Source organism: Shewanella sp. SP1S2-4 (genome assembly GCF_031932075.1).
Classification (GTDB): Bacteria; Pseudomonadota; Gammaproteobacteria; order Enterobacterales; family Shewanellaceae; genus Shewanella; species Shewanella baltica.
The window spans coordinates 31668-48267 of record NZ_JAUOET010000009.1 but is presented as its reverse complement, the minus strand read 5'-3'; the positions used below and the strand labels follow the sequence as shown (position 1 = coordinate 48267).

General features: G+C 46.4%; 16 protein-coding genes. 8 read left to right on the top strand and 8 right to left on the bottom strand.

What is annotated here, in order from left to right; translation table 11 throughout:
* Positions 1-73: 73 nt before the first annotated feature.
* On the top strand, positions 74-787 hold the full coding sequence (gene rph, locus Q4Q52_RS10650) for a ribonuclease PH (protein WP_006079862.1): 714 nt from the start codon (positions 74-76) through the stop codon (positions 785-787).
* A gap of 176 nt (positions 788-963) precedes the next feature.
* Positions 964-1605 carry an orotate phosphoribosyltransferase gene (gene pyrE / locus Q4Q52_RS10645; RefSeq protein WP_259511916.1) on the top strand — a complete coding sequence of 214 codons (642 nt, stop codon included), beginning with the start codon at positions 964-966 and terminating at the stop codon, positions 1603-1605.
* A gap of 210 nt (positions 1606-1815) precedes the next feature.
* Here the strand turns inward: pyrE and folE are convergent, their stop codons facing one another.
* From folE to coaBC, 5 genes are all read right to left on the bottom strand, one after another.
* Positions 1816-2466: a GTP cyclohydrolase I FolE gene (gene folE / locus Q4Q52_RS10640; RefSeq protein ID WP_006079864.1), complete on the bottom strand. Its 651-nt coding sequence runs from the start codon at positions 2464-2466 to the stop codon at positions 1816-1818.
* Positions 2467-2736: 270 nt separating this feature from the next.
* The gene (locus Q4Q52_RS10635; RefSeq protein ID WP_311990583.1) at positions 2737-4722 is read right to left on the bottom strand and encodes a S9 family peptidase; all 1986 of its coding nucleotides are present in this window, start codon (positions 4720-4722) and stop codon (positions 2737-2739) included.
* A gap of 135 nt (positions 4723-4857) precedes the next feature.
* Positions 4858-5451 (bottom strand): nucleoid occlusion factor SlmA, encoded by a 594-nt coding sequence (slmA, locus tag Q4Q52_RS10630; RefSeq protein WP_259523122.1) that lies wholly within the window; start codon positions 5449-5451, stop codon positions 4858-4860.
* Between the two features lie 34 nt (positions 5452-5485).
* Positions 5486-5944 (bottom strand): dUTP diphosphatase, encoded by a 459-nt coding sequence (gene dut, locus Q4Q52_RS10625; protein WP_311990582.1) that lies wholly within the window; start codon positions 5942-5944, stop codon positions 5486-5488.
* Complete coding sequence (gene coaBC, locus Q4Q52_RS10620; RefSeq protein WP_311990635.1) at positions 5941-7164, bottom strand: bifunctional phosphopantothenoylcysteine decarboxylase/phosphopantothenate--cysteine ligase CoaBC; 1224 nt, start codon at positions 7162-7164, stop codon at positions 5941-5943. The genes dut and coaBC overlap by 4 nt, the downstream gene beginning before the upstream one ends.
* A 122-nt stretch (positions 7165-7286) precedes the next feature.
* Between coaBC and radC the strand changes: the two genes are divergently transcribed.
* The 5 genes from radC (at position 7287) to Q4Q52_RS10595 (ending at position 10783) form a co-directional block, all read left to right on the top strand.
* Entirely contained in the window at positions 7287-7964 is a 678-nt protein-coding gene (radC, locus tag Q4Q52_RS10615) for a RadC family protein (RefSeq protein WP_006079869.1), read from the top strand.
* 121 nt (positions 7965-8085) lie between these two features.
* Entirely contained in the window at positions 8086-8322 is a 237-nt protein-coding gene (gene rpmB / locus Q4Q52_RS10610) for a 50S ribosomal protein L28 (protein ID WP_006079870.1), read from the top strand.
* A 6-nt stretch (positions 8323-8328) separates the two neighbouring features.
* On the top strand, positions 8329-8502 hold the full coding sequence (rpmG, locus tag Q4Q52_RS10605; protein WP_006079871.1) for a 50S ribosomal protein L33: 174 nt from the start codon (positions 8329-8331) through the stop codon (positions 8500-8502).
* Between the two features lie 323 nt (positions 8503-8825).
* Positions 8826-10145 (top strand): amino-acid N-acetyltransferase, encoded by a 1320-nt coding sequence (gene argA / locus Q4Q52_RS10600; protein WP_106648335.1) that lies wholly within the window; start codon positions 8826-8828, stop codon positions 10143-10145.
* 119 nt (positions 10146-10264) lie between these two features.
* Complete coding sequence (locus Q4Q52_RS10595) at positions 10265-10783, top strand: PH domain-containing protein (RefSeq protein WP_220591812.1); 519 nt, start codon at positions 10265-10267, stop codon at positions 10781-10783.
* 49 nt (positions 10784-10832) lie between these two features.
* Here the strand turns inward: Q4Q52_RS10595 and rarD are convergent, their stop codons facing one another.
* Positions 10833-11717 carry an EamA family transporter RarD gene (gene rarD / locus Q4Q52_RS10590; protein ID WP_106648333.1) on the bottom strand — a complete coding sequence of 295 codons (885 nt, stop codon included), beginning with the start codon at positions 11715-11717 and terminating at the stop codon, positions 10833-10835.
* Between the two features lie 204 nt (positions 11718-11921).
* Entirely contained in the window at positions 11922-12386 is a 465-nt protein-coding gene (locus tag Q4Q52_RS10585; protein WP_311990581.1) for a thioesterase family protein, read from the bottom strand.
* 327 nt (positions 12387-12713) lie between these two features.
* Between Q4Q52_RS10585 and recQ the strand changes: the two genes are divergently transcribed.
* Entirely contained in the window at positions 12714-14537 is a 1824-nt protein-coding gene (gene recQ, locus Q4Q52_RS10580; RefSeq protein WP_311990580.1) for a DNA helicase RecQ, read from the top strand.
* Here the strand turns inward: recQ and Q4Q52_RS10575 are convergent.
* On the bottom strand, positions 14519-16300 hold the full coding sequence (locus Q4Q52_RS10575; RefSeq protein ID WP_311990579.1) for a diguanylate cyclase domain-containing protein: 1782 nt from the start codon (positions 16298-16300) through the stop codon (positions 14519-14521). The two genes, recQ and Q4Q52_RS10575, sit on opposite strands and share 19 nt — an antisense overlap.
* Positions 16301-16600: the final 300 nt, after the last annotated feature.

Below are 16600 nucleotides of genomic sequence, written 5' to 3'. Positions count from 1 at the left end.
TGGCATCCTAAGGCTCAAGCCCTTATAATATGCAGCCAAAATCGGTCAATGACTCAGAATACAGGAATCTCGCATGCGTCCAAGTAACAGAACGCCAGCACAAACTCGTCCCATCACTATCACTCGCCAGTTTACGGCCCATGCCGAAGGTTCTGTGTTAGTGGAATTTGGCGAAACGAAAGTGCTTTGTACCGCCAGTTTTACTGAAGGTGTGCCACGTTTTCTTAAAGGTCAGGGTCAAGGCTGGGTGACGGCGGAATACGGCATGTTGCCACGTTCGACCCATAGCCGTATGGATCGTGAAGCCGCTCGCGGTAAGCAATCTGGCCGTACGCAAGAAATTCAACGTCTTATCGGTCGTGCTCTGCGCGCTTGTGTGGATATGAAAGCTCTAGGCGAAAACACTATCGTGATCGATTGTGATGTGATCCAAGCTGACGGTGGCACGCGCACTGCTTCTATCACTGGCGCTTGTGTGGCCTTAGTGGATGCGCTGAACTGGGCACGCGGTAAAGGCATCATTAAATCTAACCCGCTTAAATTCCTTATCGCTGCAGTCAGCGTCGGTATTTACAAGGGTGAAGCGATCAGCGATCTAGAATATATCGAAGACAGCGCCGCTGAAACTGACATGAACGTGGTGATGACGGAAACGGGCAAGATCATCGAAATTCAAGGCACCGCCGAAGGCGAGCCATTCAGCCATGAAGAATTACTCGAACTGTTGGCATTGGCGAAGAACAGTATTCGTGAAATCGTAGATGTGCAGAAAGCCGCACTGAACTAATAGTGTGGTGATGAAAAAGCCCCGTCATGTTACAGAGTGCGGGGCTTTTTATTAGCTGCAACTTTTTATCTGCAGCAAGATGCTAGTGTTAGACAAGCCCTGTACTGAATTAAATGTTGCCCAATAAAACATTACCTAATAAAAACCAATAAAAGACAAAGCCGTAAGGAGATATTGTGAAAGCCTATCAACGTGAGTTTATTGAATTTGCCTTAGAACGTCAGGTGTTGCGATTTGGCGAATTTACCCTTAAATCGGGTCGTATCAGTCCTTATTTCTTCAATGCGGGTTTGTTCAATACTGGCCGTGACTTAGCGCGTTTAGGTCGTTTCTATGCCGCTGCGTTGGTGGATTCTGGCATTGATTACGATTTGCTGTTTGGCCCAGCTTACAAAGGCATTCCGATTGCGACCACTACGGCGGTTGCCCTGTGTGAACACCACGATATCGATATCCCTTACTGCTTTAACCGCAAAGAGAAAAAAGATCACGGCGAAGGTGGCAGCTTAGTCGGAAGCGAGCTGAAAGGCCGCGTTATGTTGGTAGACGACGTGATCACTGCCGGTACTGCGATTCGTGAGTCGATGGAAATCATCGAAGCCCATAAGGCACAATTAGCCGGTGTGTTGATCGCCTTAGATAGACAAGAAAAAGGCAAGGGCGAGTTATCGGCTATTCAAGAGGTTGAGCGTGATTTTGGCTGCGGCATTGTTGCGATCATTAAACTTGCCGACCTCATTAGCTATTTATCAGAAAAGCCTGGAATGGAAGCGCAACTTGCCGCCGTGAGCCAGTACCGCGAACAATACGGTATTTGAGTCTAGCGTTTGGCCGCTGGTATTGATCAAGTGGGTATCACTAACTTTGTGAAATCAGTTAATCAGCCAGTAATGACCTTATCTAGACCGAGAAGGGTTTGATTGGGTTGGTATGAAAACAAAAAAACGCTGCGATTCTATAGAAGGAATCGCAGCGTTTTTTTGTTGAGTGGTATTGATTGCTATTGATTTAGGCACGCTTCAATACACTTATTTCGACTGGTGCAAAAACTCGGCGCGGGTCGCAGGGTTAGACTTGAAAATGCCGCCCAGCGCTGTGGTAGTGGTTGAACTGGTGGAGTCCATCACACCACGGGATTTTACGCAGTAATGCACAGCATCCATTTTAACCGCAACATCTTTAGTTTCGAGCAAAGTCTGCAGCGCGACTAACACTTGCTGAGTCAAACGCTCTTGCACTTGTGGACGTTGGGCAAAGAAACGCACGATACGATTAATCTTTGATAAACCAATGATTTTTTTGCGTGGTAGATAAGCTATTGTCGCAGTGCCATCGATCGTCACTAAATGGTGTTCGCAGGTGCTGGTGAGGCTAATGTCTTGCACTCGCACCATTTCATCGAAGCCCATCTTATTGTCGATAACCGTGATCTTAGGGAAGTTAGCATAATCTAAGCCGGAGAAGATTTCATCGACGTACATTTTAGCAATGCGGCGCGGCGTATCGGCAAGGCTATCGTCTGACAGATCCAATGACATTAATGTCAGGATTTCTTTCATATGATGTTCAATCTTGTCTTTACGTTCTTCACTGCTGTAAACGCTTGGGAGCATTGGGGTTTCAAGCCCACGTTCTAATAACGCGGCTTGTACTTTTACTGCTGCTTCACTTAATGCCATCTTATCCTCCACTACGTCGTAGCGGCTATAACAGAAAACCTATGCTGAGCATCGAGTGGTACTTGGGCTGTTCAGCATCAGATACAAATTATTGTTATTCTCGCTAGGGCAAGAATAGGGGGAGGAGGATAACGCGAATTGCAGATAATTCATACCGAAAAACGATCATGGGCCACATGAAAAAGCCGATAGTCCTTATCGGATATCGGCTTTAAATCAGCCACTGCCAATCGAGTTTAGACTGGCAGTGACGGCAAGTTTGAGTAAATCCTAAAGTTTTAGATTGGTTTTTAGGAAGCTGAGCATTTGTTCATAGTATTTCGCTCTATGCACATCGTTATAAAAACCGTGCCCTTCATTGTCCATTACTAGTTTTTGGTAAGGATAATTGTGAGCTTTTAGGCCCTTCTCGAGGGATTCGAGTTGCTCAATTGGCGCTCGCTCATCTTCACCACCGTGAACGAGTAAGAGGTTCGCTTTTAATTTGGCAACGTTTTCTGAGGGCGACATGGCTTTTAGGGTGGCTTTGTCTTGGCCAAGTACGTCCTTGAGATAGCTTGTTCCTGAACGTGTTCTGGCCACGTCACCTTCATCAAACATTAATTCAAGATCATACACACCAGCAAACCCAACCGCGCATTTAAACATATCGGGCGCTAATATGGCGCTTTGCAGTGCGCTATAGCCGCCAAAGCTACCGCCAGCAATACACACCCGTTCTTTATCGGCAAGGCCTTGGTCAATGACGTACTGAGTCGCGTCTATAATGTCGTGCTGAATATCTGACCCCCATTTTTGATAGCCAGCTTGCTCGAAGCTCTCACCATAACCGCCAGAACCACGGAAGTTCACCTGCAACACCGCCATACCATTTTGAGCGAGTAATTGATTTTGTGGATCAAATCCCCACCAGTCGCGGATACCGTGTGGACCACCGTGCGGATTGACAACTAAGGGCAGATTTTTAGCTTCTTTACCGAAAGGTAGCGTCAAATAACCGTTGATTGTCTTACCATCACGACTGGTGAAACTGATGGGTTTTACCTCCGCCATTTGCTCTGGGTCGAGCCATTTTTTAGCGGCTGCTAGATATTCAAGTTTCAGTTTTTTCGTATCAAATATGTAGTAATCACCAGGATTACGATCGTTAAATGCAACTACAACGAGTTTTTCAGCATCTCGGGTTTCGCTAACAATTCGTACTTGATGTCCCGGTACAGCAGCAATTAAATCCTTGAGTAGTTTGGCGTGGTTGTCGTTGTTATCAACAAAGGCATAGCTTGGATAGCCATTTTCAAACTCAATGGCGTAGAGCTGCTTATTGGTGCCGTTGATCCAGAAGTTGCTGGGATCAACGACCTCATCTTGAATGATCTCGGCCTTTTCGCCTGTTTCTAGGTTGATGCGATATACACCTAAGGTTTCAGTGCCCACGCGACCCGCAGCATAGATGGAATTTCTATTATCAGCGAAGGAGATAGGCGTAAAATCACTTAAGCCTAGGTTGAGTTTATCGGTGTTTATCCATTCGCTATCTTTGCGGTAAAAGACTTTAGTGATGTTTTTGCTGTCTTCCCCTGCCACAAAGCGGACTTCACCATCATGGTCGGTCATAAAGCGAGCTCGGCCTATGGGGGAGCCTGTTATGCGTTTGCGAACCCCGCTAAAAAGGTCAACGCGGTAGACATCCTGACGTGTTTCACTTAAGTCCGGGGCACCAGTCCATGGGAGCGCATTGACCAGCATATAGCGCTCATCATCCGGTAGAGGGTCCAGTATGAATGCTGTGGCATTTATGGCGGTATTTTTCCTGAGATTTGAACCCGTTTGCTGCTCGCCGCTGTTATAACCAAATAGATATTTAGGGCGAGAACCATCGGCGTTGACCGCCATTAACTCGCCGTAGTATTGGGGGACATCGCTCCAGCCCTTAAGGTATTCTTTTGCCAGCACAATGCGCTCGCTATTGGCCCATTCATAGGTGCCTACCTGGGCGTTGCTTGGGAAGCGAATCGCATTCAGCAGTTTTTTGGTTTGAGCATCTAGTACTATGAGTACATTTTTACCCTCGACACTGGTAATTGCACTTAAGTATTTGCCAGTAGGAGATATTTTTACGTTCGCGTATTCATCTCCTCGGCTAAATAATTGTGATTGTGATAATGCACTCGTTGCCGAGGTCTCAACCGCAAATGTGTTGATAGGCATCATGGGTAAGCAAGTGGTGGCCAAAACGACAAAAGGCAAAATTTTCATCTGACATCCTTGTAAAATCATTGTGTTTTTTGTTCTGAAAATGTTTTTCGAGGATAAAACAAAAGATGAAGTGAAACAAGGAAGGAATATTGAAAATAAAGGACGATAGTTACCGTCCTTTATGTTGAAAAATCATTAGCTTTGCAACAGTTGATGTTGGATAAAGCGCCACTGTTCATCGAAGTGTGTGGTAGGTTTGAGTTTGAATTCACTTCGTATAAATTGAGCGATTCGGCCTTCGGCAAAGGCTAACAGTAAATTGGCTAAAATTGCCTCATCTAAATTAAAGCCTTTGCCTTCTCGCAGCGTCTTTTCCCGCAAAATTTGCTTAAGTTGAGTTTCTATTTTGGCAAATAAATTACTAATGCGGCTACGGAGGCGTTCATTTTCTCCGAGCAGCGCATCACCATTGAGTACGCGGGAAATACCCGGGTTTCGCTCGGCAAAAATCAGCAGGAGTTGTAAAACAAGCTGGCAGCGCTTCATGGTGTCTTTTTCGTCATCCATGATTAAATTGATGCGCGACAATAACGACTCTTCGATAAATTCGATTAAGCCTTCGAACATCCGTGCTTTACTCGGGAAGTGACGGTACAGGGCGGCTTCCGATACACCGACTTCTGAGGCCAGTTTCGCTGTGGTGATCCTTTGTCCTGGGTTGGTTTCTAGCATTTGCGCTAGGCATTGCAAAATATGTTCACGACGATTAATTTTTGGGCTTACAGCCATTGCAGTATCCTTGGCTCAATAACGATTTTGGGGATTATTTAGTGCCTGAATGGCCAAATCCGCCTTCACCACGATCTGAGCTGTCGAACTCATCAACGAGTTTGAATTGTGCTTGTACTACAGGAACAAACACCAGTTGTGCGAGACGATCGCCAATTTCTAAGGTGAATGGACTGTCGCTACGATTCCAGCAAGATACCATTAGAGGGCCTTGGTAATCAGAATCTATGAGTCCGACCAGATTCCCCAGTACGATACCGTGTTTATGGCCAAGACCTGAGCGCGGCAAAATCACAGCAGCCAGCCCGGGATCGGCAACATGAACGGCAATCCCAGTTGGAATAAGCACGGTTTCACCCGGTGCTATGGTCAAAGTCGTGTCGATCATGGCACGAAGATCCATGCCTGCACTGCCCGGTGTGGCGTAGGCAGGTAAAGGAAATTCTGAGCCGATACGGGAGTCGAGAATTTTTAATTCAATCGGTGTTTTCATGTATTTGTTTTTTCTTTCACTATCAACGAAAGTAATTGCCGTGCCAGCGTGAGTTTGTCAGTGGCGGGCAAATCTTGGCTACCTTGCGGCCAAAACACTCGCAGGGCATTGGCATCGGCATTAAAGCCAATACCTGCAACGGAAACGTCGTTTGCGGCGATCATATTCAAGTTTTTACGTTTGAGTTTATCGCGGGCGTAGGCTTCTACATCATGGGTTTCTGCGGCGAATCCCACCACAAAAGGACGGTTAGGTAAGCTCGCAACCGTGGCTAAGATATCAGGATTCCTCACCAGCGCAAGTTGCATTTCTTCTGCCGATTTTTTGATCTTACAGGTGGCAATGTCGCTAATGCGATAGTCAGCAACGGCGGCGCAACCAATAAAAATATCTTTTTTATCAACGCTATCCATCACAGCATCGAGCATATTCTGCGCCGATTCAACATCAATGCGGGTCACGCCTTCTGGGGTGCTTAGATTCACTGGGCCAGAGACTAAGGTGACCGTTGCGCCCATATCTGCTGCGGCTTTGGCTAAGGCAAAGCCCATTTTTCCAGAACTGTGATTCGAAATGTATCTGACGGGATCAATCGCCTCACGGGTTGGTCCTGCGGTGATCAGCACCGACTGTCCTGCGAGTGGCTTAAATTCAACGGCGTCATGCGTGGCAAAAAATTGTGTAGCCAGTTCCGCTATGTCTAATGGCTCTAACATACGACCCGGGCCGACTTCACCACAGGCTTGACTGCCACTTGCGGGTCCCCAAAGGGTAAAGCCGCGGGATGCCAGACTGGTTAAATTCGCCTGCGTCGCCAGATTACGGTACATCTGCTGATTCATTGCCGGACACAGGGCGATAGGCGCCTCTGTGGCAAGACACGTGGTGGTGATCAGCTCATCGGCCATGCCGGCATTAATCCGCGCCAATAGGTTTGCGGTTGCAGGGGCGATGATGACGAGATCTGCCCAACGAGCGAGTTCGATGTGGCCCATGGCTGCTTCTGCCGCAGGATCGAGTAGGCTTGAGGCAACGGGATGTCCAGATAACGCTTGCAGCGTCAAAGGCGTGATAAATTCCATCGCACTTTGACTCATCACCACGCGTACATCAAAGCCACGCTCTTTTAAGCGACGGACTAAATCAGCACTTTTATAGGCCGCAATACCGCCACCAATGCCCAGCAGGACGTTTTTATTTGTCAGACTCACAGACATCATCCGAGATAGAAATAATGCCGCCAACAATATCACAAAGCGGTGAATTTTAGTGACTCTCCCAGTTCAAAAAATCTCGTCCATACTCAGTAAAGTGAAAATATGTGAGATGACAGGGAGGTCGCATGGGCATTAAAGATTGGCCTGAGGGGGAAGGTCCCAGAGATAAACTGTTACAAAAAGGGGCGGGGCAACTGTCGGATGCGGAGTTATTGGCGGTATTACTGCGGAACGGTTTGGCGGGATTAAACGCGGTTGATCTTGCAAGGTCGCTTATTAGCGAGTTTGGCGGCCTCAGAAACCTGCTTTGTGCGCCTCGAAATCAGGTATGTCGACTTCCGGGCGTAGGACCTGTAAAATACGCCCAGCTTCAAGCTGCTGCCGAATTAGCGCGGCGTGTAGCGCAGGAAAATCTGCAAAGAGGTCAAGTTTTAACAAATCCCGATTTAACTCGGGACTATTTAATGAGACAATTGGCCGATCGCTCCTATGAAGTGTTCGCAGTTTTACTGCTGGATAGCCAGCATAGAGTGATTCAATTTGTCGAATTATTCCGCGGTACAATAGACTCAGCCTCAGTGTACCCACGTGAAGTGGTGAGCTTAGTGCTGGAGAAAAAGGCCGCAGCAGTTATAGTTTGTCATAATCATCCGTCTGGTATTGCCGAGCCCAGTCAGGCTGACCGACGAATAACTGAGCGATTAAAAAATGCGTTAGCAACCATAGACGTATCCTTGTTGGACCATATGGTTGTAGGTGATCGAGAGATAGTTTCTTTTGCAGAACGAGGCTGGATTAATTAATCTAACACTTGATCTTCACTCTGTGATCGTGTATAAAATGCGCCCTCTTTGTGCCTCGGGCGACGGCCATACGAGGCACATTAATGCTCGAGCGTTAAAATTGTTTTTGGAGAAGATTGACATGTCAAGAGTATGCCAAGTTACTGGCAAGAAGCCGATGGTTGGTAACAACCGTTCGCACGCAAAAAACGCGACCCGTCGTCGTTTTTTACCTAACCTACAAAACCACCGTTTTTGGTTAGAAGAAGAAAAGCGTTTCGTACAGTTACGTGTATCTACTAAAGGTATTCGTCTGATCGACAAAAAAGGTATCGAAGTTGTTGTTGCTGAACTTCGTGCTCGTGGCGAGAAGGTATAATAGATCATGGCTAAAGCTAAAGGTAATCGTGAGAAGATCAAATTAGTTTCTACAGCTAAAACTGGTCACTTCTACACAACTGAAAAAAACAAGCGTAACATGCCTGAAAAAATGGAAATCAAAAAATTTGATCCAGTTATTCGTCAGCACGTTATCTACAAAGAAGCAAAAATCAAGTAATCCTTGGTTAGTGTTTCGAGAAAAGCCCCTTATTTAAGGGGCTTTTTTTTGCGCATTTTTTAGTGGTTAGTCATCAAGTTGAGATAATGGCCTCGCAAACTTAAGCCACGGAATCCTCCCCTGCAAAGTTAAAAAAGTGTGAACACTTGCTGAAAATATAAAATAGTGCAGCTCTAAGCACTTTAAATCATAAAAACTGCACTTTAGTGAGAATAAATTCTTTATATGTGAATTAAAATGCAATACCATACGCGAAAGTTAGCGATTCATTCCTGGCATGTCATAGTGACGCTGCCAGCTCAAAAATGAGGTGTAAATAACGCGTGCGTACCACTGAACTGGTTGATGGATTTCGTCACTCTGCCCCCTATGTTAATGCTCACAGAGGTAAAACTTTTGTGGTCATGCTGGGTGGTGAAGCTTTGGCTCAAAATCACTTCCGCGCCATCTTAAATGATGTCGCCCTGCTGCACAGTTTAGGGATTAAAGTGGTGTTAGTGTATGGCGCTAGACCGCAGATTGATGCTGCATTAGCCGTCAACGGTATTGAACCTGCCTACCACGAAGGTGTGCGTATCACGGATGAAGACTCGCTCAAAGTGATCAAGCAAGTTGCGGGTGCACTGCAATTTGATATCACAGCGCGTTTATCCATGAGCTTAAGTAATACGCCGATGCAAGGCGCGCAAATTAACTTAGTGAGCGGAAATTTTGTGATTGCTCAACCTCTTGGTGTCGACAATGGGGTGGATTTTTGTTTAAGCGGTAAAGTTCGTCGTATCGATGTGCAAGGCTTAAAACGTCAGCTCGATAACCACTGCATCGTGTTGATGGGGCCGATTGCGGCTTCTGTGACGGGTGAAAGTTTTAATCTCACCGCCGAGGAAATCGCGACTCAAGTGGCGATCAAACTCAAAGCAGATAAGATGATCGGTTTTAGCTCACAGAACGGTATTCTCGATCGCAATGGCGATGTCATTGCCGAGTTGATGCCGAACGATGCGCAAAACATCATGAACAAGCTGGCCGAGCAAGGTTCTGCCTGCATTGGCACTATGGCTTTTTTGAAAGCCAGTATCGATGCTTGCCGCAATGGTGTGCCACGTTGTCATTTAGTTAGCTACCTTGAAGATGGTGCTTTACTACAAGAGCTGTTTTCCCGCGAAGGGATAGGCACACAAATCGTCACTGAGAGTGCTGAGCGTTTACGCTGTGCGTCAATCGCCGATATTGGCGGTGTGTTGAACCTTATCCGTCCATTGGAGGAACAAGGCATTCTGGTGCGTCGTAGTCGTGAGCAGCTTGAGATTGAAATCGAACAGTTCATGTTGATTGAACGTGATGGTTTAGTGATTGGTTGCGCTGCGCTCTATCCTTTTGAAGAGGACAATGCGGGCGAGTTTGCCTGTTTGGTGGTGCATCCCGATTATCGCGATGCCGACAGAGGGAGCTTACTGCTGAAGAACATTATCAATCAGGCCAGAAACCGCGGCTATTCACGCTTGTTTGCGCTGACAACTCGGAGCATTCACTGGTTCCTCGAGCATGGTTTTGTGATTGAAGATGTTGAAGCACTGCCACAGAAGAAAAAGCAGTTGTATAACTATCAACGCCGCTCCAAAATTCTCGCGCTCGATCTCTAAGCCGTTCTAAATCAATCCAATCAATGCCAGCCTAGTACTCATATTAGCGCTGGCATTTTTATTGACATAATATGTCTTTGTTGGCAGGTTAAGACTTAACTGCACGGGAGATACTGCCAATGAGTCCTCAATTTTTTGAACTCGCCCCTTTAACCCAAACCTCTATCTTTAGTTTTATCGTCTTATTGCTCGGTTTAGCGGGTATCTTGCTGATGTTATGGCTAAAAAATATGCCAAAGATAGCGAAGTCAGCGAGTTTAGGCATATTGCTGGTGATGATGGGCGGATTTTCTTGGGTCTTTTATCAGTCTAATAGTGCCGAGTTAGTGTTAACCGATACTGAGCTTACCTTGGATGTGCCCTTCTATAAAGTGCAGTTATCCCGCGCGGATTTATTGCCCGCCGAGGCACGCATAGTCGATTTGCAACAAGAGGCAGAATTGACTCCGAGCTTTAAAACCAACGGCATAGGCATGCCGGGATTTCAATTGGGCTGGTTTAATCTACAGGGAAAAGGTAAGGCATTTTTGGCAATAACAGATAAATCGCAGTTAGTGTTAGTGCCAACGGCTAAAGGCTACAGTTTATTACTGACAGTACCGCAAGGGAGTGAGTTTTTAGCACAGTTACAGAAGTAATCATCATATGTCATCGCTTCTGCCACTGTGTTTATCGGCGTGATAATGCTCACGCCGTTTTGCGTTTATAGGCCATATCTAAGGTAAAGACGAGCAGCGCGCTCCAGATAAAGCCGAAGGTCACACCTTTTTCGGCATCGAAGGGCTCATTAAACAGACTCACCGCGAGGATAAACATAATACTTGGGCCGATATATTGGAAAAAACCAAGCATAGACAATGGAATCCGTACTGCCGCCCCTGCAAAACACAGTAAAGGAATGGTAGTCACTATCCCAGCCGCCATTAACATCAGATTCAGTTGCCAATCGTTTGTCAGCATGCTCGCTGTTGCTGTGTCTAAGGTCGCGACTAGGTAAATTAGCGCGACCGGTAATAACACTGCGGTTTCGACCAATAAACCGGCCTTAGCATCCACATTGACCTTTTTTCGCAGCAGTGCATAGAAACCAAAGGTGCCCGCGAGTGCCAGTGAGACAATGGGAATAGAGCCAAAAGAGATTAATTGGATTAACACGCCAGCGCTGGCGAGAGCGACCGCAAACCATTGCAGTTTACGTAACCTTTCGCCTAGAAATAACATGCCAAGCAAGACGTTGAGCAAAGGGTTGATAAAGTAACCTAAGCTGGCATCGAGCATGTGATCGTTATTTACTGCCCAGATAAATAGCAGCCAGTTTCCCGCGATCAGTATGGAAGTAATGGCGAGAACCATCAGTTGCTTAGGTTGTTTAAACAGTAAGCGTAAGCGTGAAAAACCGCCAATAAATTGCATGATGATCAACATAAACACGAATGACCAAATCACCCGATGGAGCAAAATTTCGGTAGCGGAAACATGATTGAGTAATTTGAAATATAAAGGCGCAAACCCCCACATACAGTAAGCACTGACGGCGAGTAGGATCCCTTTGCGGTATTCAAGATCTGGCATGAGACATCTTCGAAGGACAACAAGACGGCGATTGTAGGTGTGTCTGACCGCTGACTCAAGGCATCACAGCGTTCTTTTGGTTACAGAATATCTCCGCAAAAGATTGAATGGACAATTAAAGTCAGTAAACATCCTGTTAATCAAGACGTTTACCTTAGTCAGTTTTGAGCCCTAAGGCAGTAATACACATCTAAATTTAATCGCCTAATCCACCATATAAGTCCCTGTTCCAAAAGCGATATGCGTGCCTTGCTCATTATGTAGTTCCATGCGGCATACTGAAACTCGATTACCCGCACGAATGACGCTGCCCGTCCCCGTAAAGGTGAGGCCGCGTCCCGGCCGCAGATAATCGACGCGCATATCAATCGTCCCTAAAGTTTGGAGGCGTTGTTGTAATTCTTCAATTGTCCAATCTTCACGGCTTGCGACCAGTCCTGCAAATGCGGTAAGTCCGCCGACCACATCTAGTACTGTAGCTGTGACACCGCCGTGGAGGATCTGTTGATGGATATTGCCAATAAGTTCTGGTTTCATATTGATGACCACTTCGACACCGTCGACATCGTAACGTTTGATATCGAGCCCGAGTAGATTATGGAAAGGGACATGTTGATCAAATACTGCTGCGACTCTTCTCAAAGCTTCGGCTTGGATTGGGCTGGTCATTTTGGGGTCCTTGTCACTGAGTGACGGTATTAGGCGTAATTGGATTTGTTATCAACACTGAGATAAACAAAGTGCGGCTTAGAGCAATTAATCTACAGTGAAGCTTACGGCTAATGCAACTCCGTCGCTAAAATGACGACACCGTTTCGGCAGTTTTTAAAGTATTTTATCCCGCGTTCGTTATTTTGGGCTTAGCCCACTAGGGTTAAAATAGCTGCAATCGTGGTGAATTGCCTCGTCTAAAGCGCTTTAAATTACCGTTGAATCCTGCATTTTGAACTAGTTTGGGTATAGAATAGGCCCCCTCACTTTTGACATAGAAGATCCATGGAAAAGCTCGTACTCGACACGCATGATGATCCGCTCTCGCAACGCCTCGCACAGGTGTTTGGTTACCGTGACTTTAGGGACGGTCAGCGGGAGGTGATAGAACGTGTCTGCGGCGGGCAAGATTGCTTAGTGATCATGCCAACGGGCGGCGGTAAGAGTCTGTGTTATCAGTTACCCGCCTTGATGATGAATGGCATCACTATTGTCGTCTCCCCATTGATTTCTTTGATGAAAGATCAAGTCGATAGCTTATTGCAAACCGGTGTTGCTGCGGCTTATCTGAATTCTTCTTTGCCGCGCGAGCAGAGTGCCGAAGTATTAAGGCAGCTACGCCACGGTGAGTTGAAGTTACTTTATGTGTCACCTGAGCGCTTATTAACCGCTGATTTTATTGAGCGTATGCAGTCTCTCCAGCTGGCGATGTTTGCCATCGATGAGGCGCATTGTATCAGTCAGTGGGGTCATGATTTTCGCCCTGAATATGCGGCGCTCGGCCAGTTAAAGCAACTCTTCCCCTATGTGCCCATGATGGCGCTGACCGCAACAGCAGATCAGGCGACTCGACAGAGTATTTGTGAGCGGCTCGGTATTGACCCGTTCCGTTTACTTTCAAGTTTCGATCGGCCCAATATTCGCTATACAGTCGCCGAAAAGCTTAATGCAGCTAATCAGTTACGACATTTTTTAACGCAGCAGAATGGTACTAACGGCATTATTTATTGCAGCAGTCGTCGCCGTGTCGATGAAGTGGCTGACCGTTTATGTCTGCAAGGTTTTAATGCCAAGGCCTATCATGCGGGAATGACGCAGGAAGACCGTGGTGCAGTACAGGATAGTTTCCTTAAAGATCAAATCGATATTGTGGTTGCCACTGTGGCTTTCGGTATGGGTATTAATAAGTCGAATGTGCGTTTTGTGGTGCATTACGATATTCCGAAAAGTATCGAGGCTTACTACCAGGAAACGGGCCGTGCCGGCCGTGATGGCCTTGATGCCGAGGCCTTTATGTTGTTTGATCCTGCCGATATTGGCCGGGTGCGACATTTGATTGAACAGTCTGAGCCCGGGCCACAGCAGCAAGTCGAATTCCATAAACTCAATACTATGGCGGCGTTTGCCGAGGCGCAAACCTGCCGTCGCCAAGTGCTATTGCATTACTTTGATGAGAGCGCACTAGAGCCCTGTGGTAACTGCGATATTTGCCTCGATCCGCCTAAGCGTTATGACGGCACCGAAGATGCACAAAAGGTGTTGTCATGTATTTTCCGTTTAGGGCAGCGTTTTGGTATTAATCACTTAATTGAAGTGTTGCGCGGCTCGAAAGGCGCCCCGATAGTCGACAGGGGTCATGATAAACTCACGACTTGGGGAATTGGCAAAGATAAGAGTCATGAGTATTGGTTGAGCGTGATCCGTCAGTTGATCCACTTGGGACTGGCGAGTCAAGATGTGACGCGAGGTTCATCTATAACCTTAAACCCATCGGCACGACCTGTACTCAAAGGTGAGGTGGCATTAATGCTCGCCGAACCGCGTATTCAGTTAACGACCACAAAACGTAAGGTGAGCCAGTCTAAGGCGCCGCTGAATTACGACCGTAAGCTATTCGCGCGACTCAAGTTACTGCGAAGAACCATAGCTGAGCAGCAGGATGTGCCACCGTATTTAGTGTTTAACGATGCGACGCTGGCGGAAATGGCGGCCATGATGCCGACCAGTGCAGGGGAAATGCTCGCCGTCAACGGGGTTGGCGAGCGTAAACTGAGTCGTTTCGGCGACGCTTTTCTCGATGAAATCGCGGCTTATTTAGCGGGAGAATAATGGTTTGGATTATTCTCACTGATTTTAACCTTACCCAATTGATTGATACTGGCGCGCTTAATTAAAGACTCTAACGTATCAAACTGCTGCATTGCCGCGATACCAATATTGACCTTGCTTGACCCCTGCCAAGGCTGAATACAGGCCACCAATTGATTGACTACTTTTTTAGCGCCAGCTGCTGAGGTATGCGGCAGGATAATCACAATTTCATCCATCGAATATCGGATTAACTTATCTTGCTCTCGCAGTCTGTGTTGTAGCTCATCCTGCAGAGGTGGTAAATCAACTTGCCGTATTTGACTCGCATTAAAAAGTAATAAAGACAGCGGGTAATTACCTTGTTTGGCGCTGTTTAAGGCTGATGTGACTTGTTGGAGCAGAGTTTCCGCAGGCTCCTCGCCTTCGATACGGGGCGCTCGATTATTTTGCTTATCAATCAAATACCAAATAGCCCCGCCGAGTAACGTCATCGCAATTAAGAACAAAGTGCTATAGGCCCAGTCTAGATTTAACTCTTGGAGGATCGATGCCTTTTCTGGCGCAGGATTATTCTGATCCTGTTGCAAATCTTGTTGATTCAGGCGGGCTTTAAATTGCAATATCCGTGCAGTGTTCATCCCTTGATTGGCGAGTTCGGCAGCTCGATAGCGTTTGAGTAAAAAAGAATAGGCCTGCTTAAAATCTCCTTGCACTAAGTAGTGATCGCTCATGATCCCGTAAAATCCTTTGAGATCAGAATACTGCTTTAGATTTTCAGCTTGTTCAATGGCGTGATTCATTAGGATTAATGCGGCATCGTCTTGATGTTGGGCAAAGCGTATTTGTGCCAGCAGACGAGTCGAGCGCATCATAGCCAATTGCTGATTGTGCTTCTTGAAGGTATTGATGGCGATAGAAAGGTATTCTTCGGCTGTGTCGATGCGGCCTTTATCGAGCGCGATCGATGCCAAAATGGCATAGCTGTAGGCAAGCTCAAGTGGCGAACCGAGTTCAGGCAGTAGTGCTTTTGCTTGTTTTTCGAGTTTATCACTGTAATCGAATTCTTGATTATCGAGCGCTATTCTGGCCGCATTTCGTAGAATGATATGTAATACCTTGCCCTTGGCATCTGAGCTCTGTATCCCTAAGTTGGTGTAATACATGGCCTGAGGGAAATCATGGGTTGCGTAGAGTAAATTACCCATGGCCGCATAAATATAAGCCTGTGGTGGCCAAACCCAATTCTGGGTCTGAGTATGAATGTCTGGATAAATATCGATGGCCAGACGTAAATCTTCGATGGCAGAGGAAAAGTTATCTGTGTCGGTATCGAGCTGACCACGTAAACGCAAGGCATCGACTAAGGCTTGGGGTTGTTGATAGCGTCGCGCTAAGGTAATGGCTGAATCCAGCAAGGGCAGCGCATTTTGAATATTGTTGTAGTTGAGGTTGGCGTCGGCTTGGCAAATCAAAAAGTAGGGGCGAACCTGATCGAGCTTAAGCTGTTTAGCATTGGCCTCGCCTAACTGTGCCACGTTGATTGCGGCTTCGTTCTCACCCAGTTGCAGCAGATTTTGGCATTTCAACACGCTCAACCTAAGTCGATTAATGTCAGAAGTGGCACGGGTCGTAAATTGCTTTTCTAAGGCAGTGATTTGAGTCAGGGCTTTACTGGGATATTGGTAGACGAGTTCTGTGAGCTCATCTAACTTGTCTATAGCACTGGCCCCAAAGGGGATCAGCCATAACAACAGGCTCAGTACCAAGACGCGAAAATCCATTTTGTGCTCCATAAAATGCGTAAGCTCTAATATCCTTAATCACTAAGGCGGGATTATAACTTTACTTAATCATTTTTTGCATAAAAAACTATTATTTTCTAAGGAGAATAAGTTAACACATCCCAGTGCTTTCTGAATCCAAACAGCGGGTTAATTCTGTGGAATCGATCACTTATTTGGGGATAAAACTCACAGTTATTGGCCTTAAGACAGGTCGAATGAGTGGAACATGAAAAAATTAGGGTTGACACTCTCGGCTAGGCAAGTTAAATATTAACCGTCCTAGATTATTTGAACAGA